We start from the raw sequence: 19423 nt of genomic DNA, 5'->3' as shown, positions 1-19423 counted from the left end.
AGTTATGACTTTAAAATCACTACGTATTTTATGCTTTCTTTTTTACTCTTTTACTAGTATTGCACAGCACGATATTTCTGGAACTATTGCTGATCAAAATGGGCAACCCCTAGAGTTTACCAATGTGATACTTTATAATCAAGCAACTAAATCTGTTGTTACGGGAGTAGTTACTAATAAAGAAGGCGTTTATCATTTAAAAAATACGACGTCAGATACGTATTATTTAGAAGTGTCGAGTCTTGGGTTTAAGACTAAATTATCTGATAAATTTGAGCTTCAATCCAATAAAACGTTTGACTTTATTTTAGAAGAGGAAAACCTAACATTAGATGAGGTTGTTGTTAAAAGTAAACGTCCTGTAATAAGACAAACCGCAGAAAAACTAATAGTAGATTTGGAAAAATCAGAAATGATTAACACCAATTTAGAGGATGTGATGCGTAAAATTCCTGGAGTTTTAGTGACTAATAACGGGATTTCGATAGCAGGAAAAACAGGAGTAAAGATTCTTATTAATGGAAAAACAACGGAGTATATGGATGTTGAAACATTACTTAGAGATTTTCCAGCAGACAATATTTCAAAAATAGAATTAATAGAACAACCAGGAGCAGAGTATGAAGCATCAGGTTCTGGAGCCATTATAAACATTATTTTAAAGAAAAACGTCCAATTAGGCACGCATGGTAGTGTGACATCTTGGATAGGAGAGGACGAAGGCTTAGAATGGGGTTCTGGATTTTCTATAGCGAGTTATAAAAACAAATTAAATTGGCAGTCTAGTGTTAATTATTCGGAACCAACATGGCGTGAAGATTTGTTTTTAGTAAGAACGGTTGGTACAGAAACGTATGATCAAGTAACTAAAGAGCCGTATGATCCTAAAAACATTACGATTAGCGGAAGTTTAGATTATTATTTAAACGAAAACCACTCTATTGGAATCGGCGGAAGATTTAATAACCGAAACTCTACAAGAACAATAAGCAGTGAGACTATAATTTCTGATATCAATACGACAGAAACGCTATTTTCTGAAAACTACTTTGATAGAGACCGCTCTAACTTTAATATCAATCCTTATTACGAGTATAAAACCGAGGTTAATAAATTGGTTGTCGATTTTAATTACGTTGATTTTACAAACACTAATACCAATACCTTATCTGATGTCGCAGGAAGTACTATTGATTTTACAGATAGACGCTATAATCAAGACGGAACGTATAATATTAAAACCTATCGCGTTGACTATTCCAGAACGTTTTCTGATAACTTAAAATTAAGTGCAGGTACACGCTATGCGGATGTTAAAACAGATAACGATTTAGAATCTTTAATTTACAATAATGGTAATTTTGATTTGTTAGATGATGAAAGTAGTCGTTTTGTTATTGACGAAACCATTTTTGCATTGTACTCAAAGATTAGTGCAACGCAAGGTAAGTGGTCCTTTTCAGGAGGATTGCGTTATGAAGATAGTAATACAGACGGTACGTCTACATTTTTAAACAATGGTAGTTTAGTCTCTCAAGTCCAGAAAAGACCCATTAAAAAGCTATTTCCAAGTGCGTCAGTTAGTAGAGAGCTAACGGATGTTTTAGGGGCTAGTTTGTCTTATAGTTATAGAATACAAAGACCTTCTTATAGTAGTTTAAACTCTTTTGCTACGTTTTTAGATCCTTTTTCGGCAGGAGAAGGAAACCCTAATTTAACACCATCTTATACTAATAATTATCAGTTTAATTTAACCTACGATGGCCAACCTTTTTTTATAGTGGGTTATAGTAAAACAGACGATGTTATTTTTGAATTAATCTCGCAAGACAATGCGACAGCACAAATTAGACAGCAACAAGTAAACGTAGAGAATAATGCGAATTGGAATTTTAGATTATATGCTCCGGTTGAGTTTGCTCAAGGTTTAGAAGGGTATACAGGTATCATTGTAACTAATACAGACTACCAATCCCCAACCTATAATGTCGATTTAAATAAGTGGAATTTTATCTGGTTTTTAGAGGCTAGTTACGAGTTACCTTGGGATATCGATTTTGAATTAAGCGGTAATTATGGAACTGGTGCTTTAGAAGGTCAAATTGAAGTCGATTGGTTTGCAGAACTAGATTTTTCTTTTGGTAAAAAATTCTTAGACGATAAACTTAAAGCAAATCTTGGATTTAACAAAATGCTAAACAGAGGATTTATAGGTAATATAGATTACGGAAACGGTCTTGCAGCAGTAGAAAGTAATGAGTCAAGACAAAATGTACAACTTAGATTATCCTATAGTTTTGGTTCTAAATTTGGTAAAAAGAAAAGTAGAAGTAATTCATCAAGAGATGAAGAGAACAGAATTGATGGTAATGATTAGTAAATTGGTGATATCAAAATTATGAAAAGTAAGCTTAACAAATCAGATTATATTGTTCTTATAATTTATTACAGTGTGTCTTCAATTTTAAACATTATAGATTATAATAATAGTGACAATGCTCTTATTGAATATATTGTAGATATTCCTACAACAATTATTACTTCGTTTATTGTTATTCTTATTTTCATGTACTTTTTGATTCCTAAATATTTGATTCAAAAAAAGTATGTTGCTTTTATACTATTAGCATTAGTTGTTTTAACTTTTTTTGGCACTATTGCAGATACTTTAGGGTTTTGGAGCGGAGGAAATTCATTAGATAAATTACCAAAATGGGATAGAGTTATTTTAAACGGAATTTACACCTCCTCAAATGATATTGGATTATTATTAGGAATACTTTTTACAAAAAAATTCTATGAAGGTAGAAATGAGATTATTAATATTGAAAAGCAACAAAAAGAAAACGAACTTAAATTATTACGTTCTCAAATAGATCCTCACTTTTTGTTTAATAATCTAAATACATTAGATGCTTTAATTGATAGGAATGCAACAAAAGCTAAAGAGTACGTTAATAGATTGTCTTCAATTTATCGCTATCTTATTAAAACAAAAGATGTTGAGGTTATGGAGTTATTTGAAGAAATTCAGTTAGCAGAAAACTATATAATTTTAATATCGAAATAAATACCGATATTTCAAACAAGTTTATCCCAACGGGTGCTATCCAAGCCTTATTAGAAAACGTTGTAAAGCATAATAAACCAAAAAACGACCAACCAATAGAAACTACCATTTTAATCGAAGATAACGTGCTTAAAGTAATAAATACTAAATCTGCCATTATATCTAAAAATGAATCGTTTGAGACCGGATTAAAAAATTTAAAAGCACGTTATAAATTACTGTCAGATAAAACCATTATCATAATTAATACAGATAAGGAATATTCTATTTCTATTCCAATCATTAATTTAATTGAAGACAACTAAAATGATGAAGATTTTAATTTTAGAAGACGAAATTCCAGCATACCAAAAATTAGTCACTTTTGTAAATGACTATTTTAAGGAAACAATACCGCATGATTGGACGCGTTCCAATGCAGACGGAAAAGTACTACTTACACAAAATAAATACGATTTTATTTTATCAGATATTCAGTTATTAGATGGGATCTCTTTTGATTTATATAATGACATATCTATCGATACACCAATCCTATTTTGCTCTGCGCACGACGCATATTTGTTTGAAGCATTTAATACTAATGGGATTGCATATATCTTAAAACCATACACGCAAACGGACTTTAAAAAAGCCATAGAAAAGTACCAATCGCTTTTTAAACAAGGAGATTATAATACTTTAAATCAGAAAACTATTATTGATTTAAAAATGGCGTTGAAAGAAGAACATGATAATTATAAAAAAAGATTTGTTATTAAAAAAGCAAAAGGGATTCAGTTATTAAATGTTGTAGATATTAGTACTATTGAAGCCTCAGGAGATTTTTGTATTGCAACAGATTTTAATGGAAAACGGCATGCCATTTCGCAAAATTTAGGGTCTATTTATCAACAACTACAAACGACTAAATTTTTTAAAATTAATAGAAGCGAAATTGTGAGTATAGATTTTATTGAAAATTTAGAGAATCATTTTAAAAACAGACTACTAATTAAAATGACTGGCTTAAAAGAAAAAGTAATGACAAGTACAGCGACGACTTCGGAGTTTAGAAAGTGGTTGGAACAGTAAAAAAGTGTAAAAACTAAAAAAACCTTCATTTATAAAATGAAGGTTTTTTTATATTAAAAATTAAAATTATCTAATTAATCATTCAACTTTAAAACAGCCATAAATGCTGCTTGAGGTATCTCTACGTTACCTACTTGACGCATACGTTTCTTACCTTTTTTCTGCTTTTCTAATAATTTACGTTTACGCGAAATATCTCCACCATAACATTTTGCGGTCACATCTTTACGTAATGCCTTTACCGTTTCTCTAGCGATAATTTTTGCTCCAATAGCCGCTTGAATTGGAATATCAAATTGTTGACGTGGAATAAGTTCTTTTAACTTCTCACACATTTTCTTACCAATGTTGTGTGCATTATCTGCGTGTATTAAGGCAGATAGTGCATCTACAGGCTGTGCATTTAATAACACGTCTAAACGTACTAATTTTGATGTTTTCATTCCTAAAGGATGGTAATCAAAAGAGGCATACCCTTTAGATACCGTTTTTAAACGGTCGTAAAAATCAAATACAATTTCGGCTAATGGCATTTCAAAAGTTAATTCAACACGTTCTGGTGTTAAATACGTTTGATTTACAATCATACCACGTTTTTCAATACACAAACTCATAACGTTACCAACAAAGTCTGATTTAGTGATTATAGTGGCTTTAATATAAGGCTCTTCTACACGATTTACTGTTGATGGATCTGGTAAATCAGAAGGATTATTTACAATAAATGGTATGTCTGGGTGCTTATTTGTAAAGGCGTTGTACGATACGTTAGGTACAGTCGTAATTACAGTCATATCAAACTCACGCTCTAAACGTTCTTGGATAATTTCCATGTGTAACATTCCTAAAAATCCACAACGGAAACCAAAGCCTAATGCAGCAGAGCTTTCTGGTGCAAAAACAAGAGAAGCATCATTAAGTTGTAGCTTTTCCATACTATTTCTAAGCTCTTCGTAATCCTCTGTGTCTACTGGATAAATACCAGCAAATACCATAGGTTTAACATCTTCAAAACCTTCTACAATATTAGTTGTTGGATTTACAAAATCTGTGATTGTATCTCCTACTTTTACTTCTTTAGCAGTTTTAATACCTGTAATTAAGTACCCTACATCTCCAGTTTTAACGCTTTTTTTAGCAACTTGTGTTAGTTTTAGTGTTCCAACTTCGTCCGCGTTATATTCTTTACCTGTAGCGACAAATTTAATTTTTTGTCCTTTTTTAATTTCACCATTAAAAACTCTAAAATAAGTTTCAATTCCTCTAAAGGTATTGTAAACCGAGTCAAATATTAAGGCTTGTAATGGCGCGTCTGGATCTCCTTTTGGAGCTGGAATACGCTCAATAATAGCTTTTAATATCGCTTCTGCACCAAATCCAGTTTTACCACTAGCATGAATCACTTCTGAAGGATCACATCCTAATAATTCAACAATATCATCAGTAACTTCTTCTGGGTTTGCACTTGGTAAGTCTACCTTGTTAAGTACAGGGATAATTTCTAAATCATTCTCTAACGCTAGATATAAGTTAGAAATAGTTTGTGCTTGTATACTTTGAGCGGCATCTACGATAAGTAAAGCACCTTCACAGGCAGCAATAGATCTGGACACTTCATAAGAAAAATCGACGTGGCCAGGAGTATCAATTAAGTTTAAAATATAGTCTTCACCTTCATAGGTATAGTCCATTTGGATGGCGTGCGACTTAATGGTAATACCACGTTCGCGCTCTAAATCCATACTGTCTAGCAACTGTGCTTGTTGTTCTCTTGCAGTAACAGAACCTGTAGTATCTAATAAACGGTCAGCAAGTGTACTTTTTCCGTGGTCAATATGTGCAATAATGCAAAAATTTCTTATGTTTTTCATAGTCAAATCACCTTATAAATCAAGGTTCTTGCAAATATAAAGTAATTATTGGGCTTTTTTTCTTTTTTCTTAGTTATCCAAATGCATATAAATTTGCGGTTTTTTCCACACCAATTAATGTGTAACAATTATTATATTGCATTCTTAACTTGCCCTTAATGAATCGCTTTAATTTTATAATACTTTTTTGTGTCTCTATAGTCGGCTATGCTCAGGATTTAACCCTTTCTGGGACGGTGGTAGATGATAACAATCAGCCTGTGGCATATGCCAATGCAATACTATATACATCGGACGAATCCCAAATTATAACAGGGTCAAGTACCAATGAAGAAGGAGAATATGCTATTACTAATTTAAAAACCGGTGATTATATTTTAAAGCTATCCTATTTAGGTTTTGAACCCGTAAATAAAGCAGTTTCACTTACTCAAATAACAAATGTAGGCGTAATAACTTTAAATACATCAACTGAAGCTCTTGCAGAAGTAACTGTTAATGTCAAAAAACCAACAATTAACAAGCTAGCTGATCGTTTAGTTTTTAATGTCGAAAATACGGCATTAGTAGAAGGCAGCATGCTTGATGTTGTCCGCAGCACACCATCCGTCTTTATTTTGGACGAAGGTATCAAAGTGAAAAATAGTTACCTAACAATTTATATTAATGATAAAAAAGTAAATTTATCTGGAGAAGAGGTTATTCAGCTTCTAGAATCTTCACCCGCAAATAGTATCAAATCTATAGAGTTAATTACAACACCTGGTGCTAGATATGAGGCCTCAAGTGGGGTAGTATTAAACATTATAATGAGTAAAAATTTAATTATTGGATACAGAGGACGTGTGTTTAGTAAATATAAACAAGGTGTTTTTCCTAATTACGAAGCTGGAATTTCTAATTTCTATAAGACAGATAAAATAAGTTTATCTGCCAATTATAGTTTTTCTAAAGACAAGCTAAATCGTGAAAATAATGATCAGATAAATTATTTAAACAATGATAATGCTTTAGAGCAATTGTGGGCCTCTAATGTCAAAAGAAATAAGAGACTCGAAACTCATAATGCAAATATAAATTTTGATTATTTTATAAATGATAATAACACTTTTAGTCTGTCTTCAAGGATTGTATTAACCCCTTATTTTAACTATGAAACTAATAACAGAACGTTAATCTCTGATGATAATAACAATTTGCTATCTAGTTTTAACGCTAAAACATTATCCACGTATGATAAAGATAATTTAGGTTTTGATGCGGATTACGTAAGTAAGTTTAAAGACGATAGTAAATTATCTGTAAATGCCAATTATACAACTTTTGATTATTTTCGAGTTCAGAATATAAATAGTGATTACTTTTTAGCAGATGATACTTTTGATTATGATACTGCTTTTAAAACCAACTCTAGTCAAGATATTAACATTATAAGCTCACAAGCAGATTATTATATTCCTTTTAATGATGATTCTTCGCTATCTCTTGGTGTTAAAGGTGGTTTTGTAAAAACTAATAATGATGTCGTAAGATTTAGTATAGAGGGTAGTCAAGAAGTTATAGACACTGCTAATTCTAATATTTTTGATTATGATGAAAAGGTGTTGGCTGCCTATGTAGATTATGAAGATCAATTTGGAGACTTTATTTTTAACGGAGGGTTGCGTGCAGAACAAACTAATGTTAACGGTATATCACTTAACAGTAATAATAAACAAAATTATCTAAATTGGTTTCCCACAGTAGTTTTGACTCATAACACGACTGAAAAATTAAGCTTGTATGCTAAATATAAAAGGACCATTTCAAGACCTGATTATCAGTCGCTAAATCCGTTTCAGTTTCTTTTAAATGATAACATTATTGTTAGCGGTAACCCTAATTTACAACCTGCATTTACTAACCGTTTGGAGTTAGGTACTATTTTAAATGATACACATACATTTGAAGTTAGTTTGATAACATCTACGGGTGATTTTAATGAGTTAGGTTTCCAAAATAACGACACTAATATTATAACTTATACACCTCAAAATATAGGAAACACTACTGAATTAAATTTCATTTATGAGACCTATTTTACCGCATTTGATAAACTGTCTATATATTTTGTAACCGCAATGTACTATTCTAAGGAGGAGACAAAGGTCCAAAATGTAAACGTGGCATTAGATCAATGGAGTAATTATACAGCCTTTGATACTAACATAAGCTTTTTAAAAGATAACAGTCTATCGACAAATTTTTCATTAACTTATCTTAGTAAAAGATTATCAGGGCTTCAAACAATTAAAGGGATGCTTTTATCTGAACTTGCCATATCTAAAACCATTTGGAATAAAAAAGGAACCATATCTTTAATCGCTTCAGATTTATTTAATAAAGCAGACTTTAAGACGTCTACAAATTATTTAAATCAAAATTTCTCACAATTTACTAATTTAGATAATCGTTATATTAAATTAGGTTTTAGCTATAAGTTTGGTAATAGTACGCTAAAAAGTAATGAGAAAGATCGAAGTCATAGCGAACGTAGTAGAATTAATAGTAGAGATTAATTAGTCTTCCTAATCAACAATAAACAAATCTGTTAAATTCGTCTAGAAATAATCTAGTGTAAGATCAATGGGATTACTCTAGATTTTACAATTATTATCAATTTGTTTTATTGAGACTTTTGTTCCGAGTAAACCATCTTAAAATCAATGTTTACCTTATAAACGACAATGAAGATTAGTAATAAAGAGATAATAACAAAAATACACTTAATCATATCTGTTTGTATAGTTGTTCCCGTGTCTTTTTTTTATGGTTTTAATCCAAGCTCAGAGTTTGATATTCATTTAGACACTGTAGATGAGCATAATTTTTTTAAGGCCGTTATGGGCTTGTATTTTGGGTTTTCTATACTTTGGATTTTAGGTGTTTTTAAAACCAGTTATCATAAAATGGCACTAGTGACTAATATGATATTTATGCTTGGATTAGGTTTTGGAAGAGTGTTAAGTTTTGCAATAGATGGTATCCCAACGTTTGGTTACAAATTCGGAACTTTTGCAGAGCTATTCTTAGGGTTTTATGGATTGTGGGTACTGCTACATCATACTGCCACAGATACCTAAGCTTACTATAACATAAACAACAGCTAATATAAATAATACTTTAGCTGCTTTTTTATTGCTTTTAAGTATCGCTAAACCAATTATAGCTAATAAAATGGCTGGTCCAAACATAATGGCTCCAAAAAACAGAGCTATTCCGTTGTAATTTCCACCGCCTGTTGCTTCTAAAATAAGTGTTATCATAATTACATCTCGTTTCTAAGTTCTTCTAATCGGGCTTTTTTATCATCACGATAAAACAAATTCATGGTTTCAAAAGGAATTATTTTATTGTCTTTATCCACAATATGCACACACGATTTTTTAATGGCTCTAACATCAAAGTTATAAGCATCTATAAACTGCATAATAATCACTCTAAATAAGTTATCGTAACCCAACTCTGGAGCATCAATATTTGGTAGGCAACACAGGATAGATTTTAGGTTTTCTTCCGCTACCTCAACCGAGTTTCCTGTACTAAACAGCTCCACCATTTTACCTTGTAGTGCTTCATCTTGCTCGTAAATAATAGTGTTTTTACTATTATCTAATAAATCGTTTGGATTAATATAACGCGTCAAAGGAAATACTTCGTCACCTAATTTAAGCGCATAACCCATAACCAAAGCATCTGGATTACAGGGTACAGGAAGCAAGTCATCCGCATTAAAAATAGTGGTTTGTTCCATTATTTTTCGACGGACTTCAGTAATAGTCATCCGATCTGTTTCTGGATTAAAATTATCCAATCGTCCTGCAATTTGTGTTGGTTGTAACGTGACCCCTCTAACACATTTCTGTTTTAAAGCGTAATCAATAATTTTACCAATTTCGCCGTCATTTAATCCTTTTTGTAGGGTAACCACTAAAGTTGTCGATAGGTTTAATGTATTCAGGTTTTCGATAGCTTGTTTACGGATATCATTTAAATCGGCACCACGAAGCTCGCGCAATACTCTGTTTTCAAACGAATCAAATTGTAAATACACTTCAAAATCTGGAGCATAGGTTTTCAGTCTTTCCGCGAAAGCGAAATCTTTAGCAATTTTAATCCCATTGGTGTTCAACATTAAATGTCTAATCGGCAACGTTTTGGCGTAATCCATAATTTCCCAAAACTGTGGATGTATGGTTGGTTCTCCACCCGAAATTTGTACCACATCAGGTTCCTTTTCATTTCTAACAATAGTGTCCAACATGGCTTTAACTTCGTCTAAAGTACGATGTCTACCATAGGTTGGTGATGAGCCCGCATAACACGTCGGGCAGGTTAGATTACAACGGTCCGTTACCTCAACAACAGTCAAGCAACTGTGCTGCTCATGGTCTGGACACAAACCACAATCATAAGGACAGCCATAATCGGTTTTGGTGTTAAAAGTATAGGGCGTTTCGCTAGGTTTATTGTAGTTACGGATGTTTTTATAATACTCAATATCGTCAGCAATTAATACCTTACTATTACCATGTTCCTTACAACGCTTTAGCATGTAAACATTATCATCTTCAAAAACAATTTTGGCATCTACACGTTTTAAACACTCAGGACACAAGCTTAAAGTAAAATCGTAATAGGTATAATTTCTAACTGGCATTTTCTATTTTTTATGTTATTTGGGCGTTACCACAAGGGTCGCGCTATCCACTAAATCTTTTTCTCGTACCTCAAAAAAGGATACCGTTTCTATCGCTAACGCACCTGTCTACTAAATAAAAGGCTAGCAATAAACGGACTGTAATACAACCAACAAATTACACATAATAGTTGAATACTACTTAAACCGAAAGTATAAAATACATTTGGTTTTAAAAACTCAATACAAAATCTAAAGCCAAAATAACTGAGCATAAAAATCTTAAACAACTCCCCGTTTTTTAATTGGAAGCTATTGTTTATGGCTCTTAAAGTTATAAGTAACAAGGTTAAAAAGACGAGTTCATACAATGACGTGGGATGACGCATAAGGCCATCACCTAAATCCATTCCAAAAACAGAAGACGTCACCTTACCATAAGTAAACTCGTTAATACCAGATAGAAAACAGCCCACGCGACCAATAAAAATCCCTAAAATTATAGGGAAGACAAATAGATCTCCAGAAGATTGCTTTTCGCCAATTAGTTTCTTCGCCAATTCCACACCTAATAAACCTCCAAATAAACCACCCATTATGGTTTTAGTATTAAATAATTGGATCAGGTTTCTTAAAGATAATTCAATTAAAGGATTTTCTAAAAAGCCAACTAAGCGCGAACCTATTAAAGCACCTAAAGCAGCACCTAAAATAATGGATAACCGGTTATTTGAATTAATAGTATCTGTATTACTTTTCCTTAAAAGCACATAATAGCGATACGCAATAAAAAAGGCGAGATATTCTAAAACAAGATGCGTATTTATGGTAATACCAAAAAGCTCAAGGTTGAATGGGATTTTCAATGGCTCTAGTTAAGATAAAATTATAAGCCTAAAATTTTAGCATCAACTCTAAATTTAGTGTCTATGGTTATATCGTGAGTTTCGCTAATGGTTTCGTCTGTTACAGTGGTGATGCGTAAACTATAACTGTCTTTTTTAATAAATTCTTTTAATTCTTGTCCTGTAGTGTTTAAGTTTAGAGTTGTAGCATCCGTATTTTCTAAATCAAAAAGATTTGCAATTTCTAATTCGTCCAGACCTTCTGCTTCAATATAAACATGTATTTCTTTTAAAAAATTAAAATTACCATCTGCAGGAGCGTCAATAGTCAGTTTAATGCTACTTAATTTAATGCTTTCAATTAAATCTTTATGCGTGTCATTGTTTTCAAAAGAGGATTCTGATTCTGTAGTAACATCAGGAGTTAACACACTAAAAGGAGTATCGATTAACGTTGTTGACGGAATAGAGTAATTGGTTTGATAGTTTAAATCGAATTTGGTTAACTCGTCAATCGCATCACAATTTAAAAGTAACATAGAAGAGACGAAAAGTAGAAGTAGGTTTTTTTTCATGTTATTTTTTTATAAATGTAACTAAATTTTAATGCATTGTAATAGCTTATCAAAAAATAGACCTTGACAGTGCTAGGTTTGGTACGTGTTGTAGTTAGATATAAAAACACTAATTTTGCATCAAAATTGTATTGTGGTAAAAATAGGTAATATAGAACTTCCAGACTTCCCGTTGTTGTTAGCACCAATGGAAGATGTTTCAGATCCACCATTTAGAGCGTTGTGTAAAGAGCAAGGCGCAGATGTGGTATATACAGAGTTTGTTAGTAGCGAAGGTTTAATACGTAATGCAGCAAAAAGCGTTATGAAATTAGATATTTACGAAAAAGAACGTCCTGTAGGTATCCAAATCTTTGGAGCTAATTTGGATAGTATGTTACAAACCATTGATATAGTAGCAGAGTCAAAGCCAGATATTATTGATATCAATTTTGGATGTCCTGTTAAAAAAGTAGTTAGTAAAGGTGCAGGTGCAGGGATCTTAAAAGACATCTGTTTAATGGAGCAATTAACTGCAGAGATGGTTAAACGCACCAATATTCCTATTACGGTAAAAACACGTTTAGGTTGGGATCATGATTCTATTAGAATTGTTGAGGTGGCAGAACGACTACAAGATGTCGGTTGTAAAGCCATAGCAATACATGGTCGTACTAGAGCACAAATGTATAAAGGGGATGCCGATTGGAAACCAATTGCAGCCGTTAAAAATAATCCACGTATGAACATTCCTGTGTTTGGAAATGGAGATGTCACGACACCAGAACGTGCGATGGAAATGCGTGATCAATATGGTTTGGATGGCTGTATGATTGGTCGTGCAACTATTGGTAATCCTTGGTTTTTTAAGCAAGTAAAACACTTTTTTGAAACCGGAGAACACTACAGGCCAATTACGATGCAAGAACGTGTAGAAGCGGCGCGTAGACACTTACAAATGTCTATCGATTGGAAAGGCGAAATTCTTGGTGTTTTTGAAACAAGACGTCATTACACAAATTACTTTAAAGGCATTCCGCATTTTAAAGAACACCGCATGAAAATGGTAACTAGTGATGCGTCTGTAGATGTATTTGCTGCTTTTGATGAGGTTTTAGAATTATTTGGAGATTTCCAGTTTCCGGAATAGTAAGATAAAATTCAAAATTTTAAGTTTTAAAACAAATACCAGAAAAAGTATTCGTTAGTATATCAAGTGATAGCTGCTTTCTTATTTAAAGAGAGTTGGTTTTTGCTTATAGTTTATAATTGGGGAGTTTGAAAACTTCACGAAACATAAACAAACACACCAAAATGAAATTAAAATCAAGTCATCTTTTTTTTATTTTTCTCATGCAGATTATAGCAGTTGGGTTTTTTGTGTCAAAAAAAGTTAATGTAAACATGACAAAAACCGTTGGTCAAAAGCTAGATAGTTTAAATGGTGTCTATGTTTTTTATAATGGCGGTGTAGCTAATAACTCAGGAAGACACTTGTCTAAAATGGGCTATAATTATGGACTTAAATACCAATGTGTAGAGTTTGTTAAGCGTTATTATTACGAGGCTTTAAAGCATCAAATGCCAAATACTTATGGACACGCCAAGGATTTTTTTAATCCAGACTTAATTGATGGCACATTAAATAGAGACCGAAATTTAATTCAGTTTAAAAACAATAGTAAAACACGTCCAAAGTGCGATGACTTACTGGTGTTTAATAGTTCGCTATTTAATAAATACGGTCATGTTGCTATAGTATCAAAGGTTTTAGATAATGCTATAGAAATTATCCAACAAAACCCTGGGCCTTTTAGTTCTTCTAGAGTAGTCTTAGAGTTTATAAAAGAAAACGGAATGTTTGTTATTAAAAATGATAACGTTTTAGGATGGTTAAGAAAACAAGAGTAAATAACGCCGTTAAGCAAAGCGCAACGATTTACAACAGTAAGTGCAAGAAGGATGAAGCAATGTGTTTGAGCTCCTCGAAGAGAGTGAGTTGCGCGAGCCTGTTTGCCTGTTAAGGCAACTTGCCAAAAAAATTAAATTGTTTTAACTAAATCTCTTGTAATTCTAGAGGCTGCAATTTTTGAAGCAATTATTCCTAAAACAGAGATGGTTAGCATTACAATAATAAAGTTTTTAAAATGTACGGCAACGGGATAAGGTAAGCTTGGTGTAATCATAATCAGACTAAAGCTAGCTTGTAATTGCACAATAATATATCCAATGGCTAAACCTAAAAAGCCTCCAATAAACGTCATTAAAACGCCTTGGTAAAAAAAGATATTTCTAATATCCGTTACTGAAGCTCCTATATTATAAAGGGTGCTCAGGGTTTTCTTTTTATCTAGAATCATCATGACTATAGAGCCTATGACGTTAAATAAAGCGATGATGAGTACTAATGTAAAAATAAGATATACCGCTAAATTTTCCGTGTTTAGCATTTTATAGATGGCATCGTTAAGCTGATCTTTATTTTTAATGACCATGGTATCACCTAAAATACTTTTAATTTTGGCTTTGACGGTGTTTTCGTCGGCGGTGTCTGTCAGTTTAAATTCTAAACTGGTAATTTGATTGGGCTGATAATTTAAAAGTTGCCTAGTGGTTTTGATAGAAGCGAAGATGTATTTGTTATTTAATTCTTCATTAATATCATAGATACCAACATTTATCGTGTTGACTTGGTTTAAAGCTTGACTTTGGGAGGTAACTTGACCTTTTCCTGGTTTTGGTACAGATAAGGTGATAATTTTGCTGTAATCGTTTACAAAAACGGATAAACGATTAGAAATGGCCCAACCAACCACAATTTGAGGAGTGTCTGAATATAACCAATTACCGTAAGGAATAACCGAGTCTATTGCCGTTATTTTATTATATTTTTCGTCTACACCTTTGATATAAGCGGGATGGTTAACACCATCTGAAGAGGCAATGACACGCTCTTCAATAATTCTTGAAAAATCAGCTACACCATCAATTTCACGCAACTGCTGGTCTTGAGTATCACTTAAAATAAAGGATTTTCCAATAGTTGTTTCTGCTTTTAAATCAGGATCTATGATACTCGAGAATTCTAGAGTAAAATCGCGCAAACCAGCAAAACCTGATAATACAATAAACAAAGAAGCAGCACCTAAAACAATACCCACAATAGCAATTATTGTAATAAAGTTAATAGCGTTGTTGCTGCTTTTGCTGCGTATGTAGCGTTTTGCTATGTAAAGCGAGAAATTCAATTATCCTTTTTTACGATTATCTAGTAAATCAGGATTTTGAATAGGATTATCTTCTCCTTTTAATGATTTTTCAATTTTATCAATATGCTCTAAACTGTCATCGACGTAAAACTCTAATACCGGCATTCTGCGGAGTTGGTTTTTTGTACGTTGTGCCAATTCATGTCTAATCATTGGTTTGTTAGCTCTAATTCCTTCTAAAAGCGTTTTAGCTTTGTCGTTAGGAAATATGCTTAAATATACTTTAGCATCTGTTAAATCTGCCGTTACTCTAACTTTAGATACAGATATAATTATACCGCGCATTCCACCTTGTGTAGCAGCACCTTGAAGGATGTCTACTAAATCACGTTGTAAAACCGAAGCTATTTTTTTTTGTCTTTGACTTTCTTCCATGGTGCAAAAATAGTTGTTATTACAAGAATATATTACTTTTAAGGCATAATTAAGCAATTTTTGTACCTTAAATTAAATAATAGATGGAAAAGATAGAACATATAGGTATTGCAGTTAAAAATTTAGAGGCATCTAATGCGCTTTTTGCCAAGCTTTTTGGTACACCTCATTATAAAGTCGAATCTATAGAAAGTGAAGGCGTCAATACTTCTTTTTTTAAAGTAGGTCCAAATAAGATCGAATTATTAGAAGCAACGACCGCAGAAAGTCCAATTGCGAAGTTTTTAGAGAAGAAAGGTGAGGGGGTTCATCACATTGCTTTTGCTGTTACAGATATAAAAAAAGAAATTTTACGATTAAAATCTGAAGGTTTTATTGTGCTTAATGAAACCCCTAAAAAGGGGGCTGACAATAAGTTAGTGGCTTTTTTACACCCAAAATCGTCCAACGGTGTGCTAATAGAGTTGTGCCAAGAGATTAAGTAATTAAAAAAAGTCTTGCAAGACTTTAAAATAAGTAGTAATATTGCAATCCGATTTCGGGTCCTATAACTCAGCTGGTTAGAGTATCTGACTCATAATCAGAAAGTCCCTGGTTCGAGCCCAGGTGGGACCACTTTTTAAAATCGTAAAGCCTTGTAAACGTTTAGTTTATGAGGCTTTTTTTGTTTCAGGGGACTATTTAGGGGACGAATTATTTAATTTGAAAAATGAATTAGTGAAGTTGTTTGTTTTAAAATGTGATTTGATAATCAGTCACTTTTAAGAATTTCGTTGTACATTTATCGAAATATATTCTTTTTTATTATAAATTGTTTCTATGGATTTTAATGATATTCTTGATCAAGTAAATGAGATTGCTCCTGAGAAAGGTTACTGGTTCGTTCGTACAGATGGAGGTGCTTACTTTGAGCATTTTTATGAAAAAAAAATTATAGCCATTGGTTGGGATTATATTAATATGCATGATATTAGTACATTGGTGTCGAATGAGTTTGACATTAAAATGAAAATAGCTCAAAAAGAAGGCCTAGACAGTGAGAACAGTAAAGACAAAGGAAAGATAACGTCTATTTATAATAAAATAAAGGCTTTTAAAGAATTAAGAAGAAATGACTTTGTTATAATCCCAAGTGATGGATCTAGTAGGTTAGCATTTGGTGTTGTTGCAGATGATAATGTATTTACAGATATTGTTGACCCTGATTGTAGTTTTCATAAAAGAAGAAAAATTAATTGGTTAGAAAACAAGGATGTTGACGATCTGGATAGTATTTTTTATCAAGTTAAAATAAATAGACATTCTATAAGTAGTATTAAAAGTTATCAATCTTATATAGATAAAGTAGTATCAACATTATTCCTGAAAAATGGTTTTAGTCATTATGTTTTGGATATTGGAACAAGAGAAGATGTTCATATAAAGACACTATTAGATTTAATAAATAATATTACAGAGTTAACTGAGAAATTAAATAGTGAGTTTCAATTAGGTGAAGATATTGATGCTAGTTCGATTAAATTAAATTTACAATCTCCTGGTAAAATTGAATTTAAGTTTTTAAACGGTAAATCATTAATTTTGTTAGCAGCCTTATTGGGCCCATTGAGTTTGGGAAGTGATTCTATTGATGGGGTGGATGAATCGACAACAGATGCTTTAATCGAATTTAAGCGGGTTAACACTGAAAGTCTAGATAAAATAGACCAGGCAATTGATGAATTAGAAATAGATAGACAGAAAATTAATTCAATTTTATAATGGTGCAGGTATCTGATTATATATCATCCAGTGCAGAGGGCTTATATAAGTTTTTGTTTATCAATGGTACTATCTTAGTTATTCTCAGTATGTTCTATCCGTTACAACAAAAAAATGAAATTGATCGTTTAAGAATTGATTATAATAAAGATGTTGAATTATTAAATTTTGAAATTTCAAAGCTAGAAAAAAACATTAAAATATTAAGAAGTAACTCTGCTAGTAATATTAAGGAAGTTGATAGTCTTAAAGCTGTTAATACAGTGTCGACTTTAAAAAAGGCTCAAAAAATAGTTTTAGATTATAACAAAGCTTTAGATTCTATTATCGTTTTAAAGAAAGAATTTGATATTTCATCAATCAAAAGAAAGAGTGATAAAAAGAAGATAGATCTTCTTTTATTGCAAGCTGATAAATTTGGTAATTATTCTTTTTATTTTTTAACTCTTGGAGGTGTTTTCTTTTTTATTGGACTGATAGGTTGGGCAAGAGCTACGTTAGTTTTAGATAAAATTAAAAGAGAAGAATTGCGAAAACTTAAAGAGGAATAAATTATTTGCACTGATTACAATGAAAAAAAAGGAGCCTATTATTTAAATAATAGGCTCTTTTTTTTGCTACTCAAAATAACCTACTACAAAATCTGCTATTTGTTTATTTACATGATTTGTTAAATCATCAATTTCAATATCTTCAAACTCTTCTCTAGAGTTAATTAAAAATTGAATATTTTTTGATGTTTTACTGTCTATAATATTTAATACGGTGGCTTGCTTATAGGAATAAACGCCAATATAATATTTAGAATTTTCAATATCTCTAATATCAATAGTGTATTTTTTATAAAGCTTAGCATTGTTATTTACCTTATTTTCATTTGTAGTAATGAAAATTATATTTTTTATACTAATATCATATAAATAATTTCCTAACCCGTTGGTTGTGTCTATATTTTTTTTCATAATTATATTGCTTTGTTTTTATCGTCAAGCCTTTTGTAAAGTGGCAAGGTACTTCTGTTTAAATCTATCATTTTAACGTCAATAACGGGGTTGTTTCGGTCGCTGTTTGTTATCTCCTTGGTTACTGCGTTAAGTCGCTTAAATTGGTCTGTAAACTTCGTAGAGGTGTAAAAATCGGTATATAGTTCTGATACTTTTCTAGAGCAATTCCAAACTTGACATTTAAACTTTGCGTTATTCTTGGTTACATACTTAGTGACGTAAGAAGATATTCTTTTAATGTTATTGGTGTTTAATTGTTTTACATCAAAGGCGGAAGAGGGTTTAAACTCTTTGTTTCTTGGTGTAATTCCGTTTTTTTGTTGCAGAGCTAACCAGTAATTCCACCATTTATCAATTTTCCAATACTTATTGGTTATCATATGAAAATGAGGGTTTCCGTTAAACTCGTCATTTTTAGTTTGCCTTTCTACTACCCATAAATATTGAAAATCTTCGCTTCGTTTTTTTACGTTATCAATAAACTTTCTTAAAACATTTACAGCTTCTTCATCTGATACTTTGTTTAAAAAAGTAAGAGTAACAAAGCTTAGTCTTTTTTGGGTTCTAGAGAAACAAGTGATTTTTTTTCTAATCTTTTGTTTCGAGCGCCTAGACAAGGTGCGTTCTTTTCGCACCTTGTCTTTACTTTCCTTTTTTTTTGCTTTTAATTTTTTTAAAGGTTTTTGTTTTTTTCTTTGTAATGCGGAGCCTGTAAACTCGCTTTTTGGTGCAACTCCGTATTTAGCAATTGAAAAAGCAACACTAACACCATATGTGTTTTTGACTATCATAATCTGAATCGTTGTACAATTATTAAAACCATTAAAAGGTTATTTATTAAAGGTTTCTATTTAAAGGTTTTTAATTTTAAAGGTTAAAAAAAAAAGAAAAACCTACTCAATGAATGGAGGGACGAAAACGC

At 31.8% G+C, this 19423-nt stretch carries 20 protein-coding genes and 1 tRNA gene; 12 read left to right on the top strand and 9 right to left on the bottom strand.

Going from position 1 to position 19423, the window contains the following annotated elements; all coding sequences use genetic code 11:
- The first annotated feature begins 4 nt into the window (after positions 1–4).
- From H0I26_RS02915 to H0I26_RS02905, 4 genes are all read left to right on the top strand, one after another.
- Entirely contained in the window at positions 5–2377 is a 2373-nt protein-coding gene (locus H0I26_RS02915; protein WP_218700935.1) for a TonB-dependent receptor domain-containing protein, read from the top strand.
- Positions 2378–2398: 21 nt separating this feature from the next.
- Complete coding sequence (locus H0I26_RS02910) at positions 2399–3070, top strand: histidine kinase (RefSeq protein WP_256935239.1); 672 nt, start codon at positions 2399–2401, stop codon at positions 3068–3070.
- 125 nt (positions 3071–3195) lie between these two features.
- The gene (locus H0I26_RS19615) at positions 3196–3375 is read left to right on the top strand and encodes a hypothetical protein (protein WP_256935238.1); all 180 of its coding nucleotides are present in this window, start codon (positions 3196–3198) and stop codon (positions 3373–3375) included.
- A 1-nt stretch (position 3376) separates the two neighbouring features.
- Complete coding sequence (locus H0I26_RS02905; RefSeq protein WP_218700934.1) at positions 3377–4144, top strand: LytR/AlgR family response regulator transcription factor; 768 nt, start codon at positions 3377–3379, stop codon at positions 4142–4144.
- Positions 4145–4218: 74 nt separating this feature from the next.
- Here the strand turns inward: H0I26_RS02905 and lepA are convergent, their stop codons facing one another.
- On the bottom strand, positions 4219–6015 hold the full coding sequence (lepA, locus tag H0I26_RS02900; protein ID WP_101015748.1) for a translation elongation factor 4: 1797 nt from the start codon (positions 6013–6015) through the stop codon (positions 4219–4221).
- A 158-nt stretch (positions 6016–6173) separates the two neighbouring features.
- Here lepA and H0I26_RS02895 point away from each other — a divergent pair, with 158 nt between their 5' ends.
- Positions 6174–8573, top strand: a complete 2400-nt coding sequence (locus H0I26_RS02895) for a TonB-dependent receptor domain-containing protein (protein ID WP_218700933.1) — start codon at positions 6174–6176, stop codon at positions 8571–8573.
- A gap of 168 nt (positions 8574–8741) precedes the next feature.
- On the top strand, positions 8742–9137 hold the full coding sequence (locus H0I26_RS02890; RefSeq protein WP_218700932.1) for a DUF4345 domain-containing protein: 396 nt from the start codon (positions 8742–8744) through the stop codon (positions 9135–9137).
- Here H0I26_RS02890 and H0I26_RS02885 read toward each other — a convergent pair.
- From H0I26_RS02885 to H0I26_RS02870, 4 genes are all read right to left on the bottom strand, one after another.
- Complete coding sequence (locus tag H0I26_RS02885; protein ID WP_256935237.1) at positions 9111–9320, bottom strand: hypothetical protein; 210 nt, start codon at positions 9318–9320, stop codon at positions 9111–9113. The genes H0I26_RS02890 and H0I26_RS02885 overlap by 27 nt on opposite strands.
- 2 nt (positions 9321–9322) lie before the next feature.
- Positions 9323–10714, bottom strand: coding sequence for a radical SAM protein (locus tag H0I26_RS02880; RefSeq protein WP_218700931.1), 1392 nt, complete (start codon positions 10712–10714; stop codon positions 9323–9325).
- A 95-nt stretch (positions 10715–10809) separates the two neighbouring features.
- Positions 10810–11559, bottom strand: a complete 750-nt coding sequence (locus tag H0I26_RS02875) for a prolipoprotein diacylglyceryl transferase (RefSeq protein ID WP_218700930.1) — start codon at positions 11557–11559, stop codon at positions 10810–10812.
- A 20-nt stretch (positions 11560–11579) separates the two neighbouring features.
- Positions 11580–12113, bottom strand: a complete 534-nt coding sequence (locus tag H0I26_RS02870) for a hypothetical protein (protein ID WP_218700929.1) — start codon at positions 12111–12113, stop codon at positions 11580–11582.
- A gap of 133 nt (positions 12114–12246) precedes the next feature.
- On the opposite strand from H0I26_RS02870, the gene dusB reads away from it, so the two are divergent.
- Positions 12247–13242 (top strand): tRNA dihydrouridine synthase DusB, encoded by a 996-nt coding sequence (gene dusB / locus H0I26_RS02865; RefSeq protein ID WP_218702019.1) that lies wholly within the window; start codon positions 12247–12249, stop codon positions 13240–13242.
- A gap of 164 nt (positions 13243–13406) precedes the next feature.
- Positions 13407–14003, top strand: a complete 597-nt coding sequence (locus H0I26_RS02860; RefSeq protein ID WP_218700928.1) for a CHAP domain-containing protein — start codon at positions 13407–13409, stop codon at positions 14001–14003.
- A 131-nt stretch (positions 14004–14134) separates the two neighbouring features.
- On the opposite strand, the gene H0I26_RS02855 is transcribed toward H0I26_RS02860, so the two are convergent.
- Both H0I26_RS02855 and rbfA read right to left on the bottom strand, forming a co-directional pair.
- Complete coding sequence (locus H0I26_RS02855; protein WP_218700927.1) at positions 14135–15340, bottom strand: ABC transporter permease; 1206 nt, start codon at positions 15338–15340, stop codon at positions 14135–14137.
- A complete protein-coding gene (gene rbfA / locus H0I26_RS02850; protein WP_101015739.1) occupies positions 15341–15736 on the bottom strand; it encodes a 30S ribosome-binding factor RbfA in 396 nt (131 codons plus the stop codon).
- Positions 15737–15819: 83 nt separating this feature from the next.
- On the opposite strand from rbfA, the gene mce reads away from it, so the two are divergent.
- The 4 genes from mce to H0I26_RS02830 all read left to right on the top strand — a co-directional run bounded on the left by mce (position 15820) and on the right by H0I26_RS02830 (position 18048).
- The gene (gene mce / locus H0I26_RS02845) at positions 15820–16221 is read left to right on the top strand and encodes a methylmalonyl-CoA epimerase (protein WP_218700926.1); all 402 of its coding nucleotides are present in this window, start codon (positions 15820–15822) and stop codon (positions 16219–16221) included.
- A gap of 56 nt (positions 16222–16277) precedes the next feature.
- Positions 16278–16351 (top strand) — tRNA-Ile (locus tag H0I26_RS02840).
- A 204-nt stretch (positions 16352–16555) separates the two neighbouring features.
- Positions 16556–17497 carry a hypothetical protein gene (locus H0I26_RS02835; protein ID WP_218700925.1) on the top strand — a complete coding sequence of 314 codons (942 nt, stop codon included), beginning with the start codon at positions 16556–16558 and terminating at the stop codon, positions 17495–17497.
- Positions 17497–18048, top strand: a complete 552-nt coding sequence (locus H0I26_RS02830; protein WP_218700924.1) for a hypothetical protein — start codon at positions 17497–17499, stop codon at positions 18046–18048. The genes H0I26_RS02835 and H0I26_RS02830 overlap by 1 nt, the downstream gene beginning before the upstream one ends.
- Positions 18049–18114: 66 nt before the next feature.
- Here H0I26_RS02830 and H0I26_RS02825 read toward each other — a convergent pair whose 3' ends face one another.
- Both H0I26_RS02825 and H0I26_RS02820 read right to left on the bottom strand, forming a co-directional pair.
- Positions 18115–18459: a hypothetical protein gene (locus H0I26_RS02825; RefSeq protein ID WP_218700923.1), complete on the bottom strand. Its 345-nt coding sequence runs from the start codon at positions 18457–18459 to the stop codon at positions 18115–18117.
- A 2-nt stretch (positions 18460–18461) separates the two neighbouring features.
- Positions 18462–19292, bottom strand: a complete 831-nt coding sequence (locus H0I26_RS02820; RefSeq protein ID WP_218700922.1) for a hypothetical protein — start codon at positions 19290–19292, stop codon at positions 18462–18464.
- Positions 19293–19423: the final 131 nt, after the last annotated feature.

The sequence above is a fragment of the Olleya sp. HaHaR_3_96 genome (assembly GCF_019278545.1).
Taxonomy (GTDB): Bacteria; Bacteroidota; Bacteroidia; order Flavobacteriales; family Flavobacteriaceae; genus Olleya.
The sequence above is the reverse complement of the archived record's forward strand: the minus strand, read 5'-3'. Positions and strand labels throughout refer to the sequence as shown.

Coding starts and splice junctions, on each gene's coding strand:
- H0I26_RS02870 (WP_218700929.1), bottom strand. CDS start 12,113: ATGAAAAAAAACCTACTTCTACTTTTCGTCTCTTCTATGTTACTTTTA.
- H0I26_RS02835 (WP_218700925.1), top strand. CDS start 16,556: ATGGATTTTAATGATATTCTTGATCAAGTAAATGAGATTGCTCCTGAG.
- H0I26_RS02825 (WP_218700923.1), bottom strand. CDS start 18,459: ATGAAAAAAAATATAGACACAACCAACGGGTTAGGAAATTATTTATAT.
- H0I26_RS02890 (WP_218700932.1), top strand. CDS start 8,742: ATGAAGATTAGTAATAAAGAGATAATAACAAAAATACACTTAATCATA.
- H0I26_RS02895 (WP_218700933.1), top strand. CDS start 6,174: ATGAATCGCTTTAATTTTATAATACTTTTTTGTGTCTCTATAGTCGGC.
- H0I26_RS02880 (WP_218700931.1), bottom strand. CDS start 10,714: ATGCCAGTTAGAAATTATACCTATTACGATTTTACTTTAAGCTTGTGT.
- mce (WP_218700926.1), top strand. CDS start 15,820: ATGGAAAAGATAGAACATATAGGTATTGCAGTTAAAAATTTAGAGGCA.
- H0I26_RS02860 (WP_218700928.1), top strand. CDS start 13,407: ATGAAATTAAAATCAAGTCATCTTTTTTTTATTTTTCTCATGCAGATT.
- H0I26_RS02905 (WP_218700934.1), top strand. CDS start 3,377: ATGATGAAGATTTTAATTTTAGAAGACGAAATTCCAGCATACCAAAAA.
- H0I26_RS02830 (WP_218700924.1), top strand. CDS start 17,497: ATGGTGCAGGTATCTGATTATATATCATCCAGTGCAGAGGGCTTATAT.
- H0I26_RS02885 (WP_256935237.1), bottom strand. CDS start 9,320: ATGATAACACTTATTTTAGAAGCAACAGGCGGTGGAAATTACAACGGA.
- H0I26_RS02915 (WP_218700935.1), top strand. CDS start 5: ATGACTTTAAAATCACTACGTATTTTATGCTTTCTTTTTTACTCTTTT.
- rbfA (WP_101015739.1), bottom strand. CDS start 15,736: ATGGAAGAAAGTCAAAGACAAAAAAAAATAGCTTCGGTTTTACAACGT.
- lepA (WP_101015748.1), bottom strand. CDS start 6,015: ATGAAAAACATAAGAAATTTTTGCATTATTGCACATATTGACCACGGA.
- H0I26_RS02910 (WP_256935239.1), top strand. CDS start 2,399: ATGAAAAGTAAGCTTAACAAATCAGATTATATTGTTCTTATAATTTAT.
- H0I26_RS02820 (WP_218700922.1), bottom strand. CDS start 19,292: ATGATAGTCAAAAACACATATGGTGTTAGTGTTGCTTTTTCAATTGCT.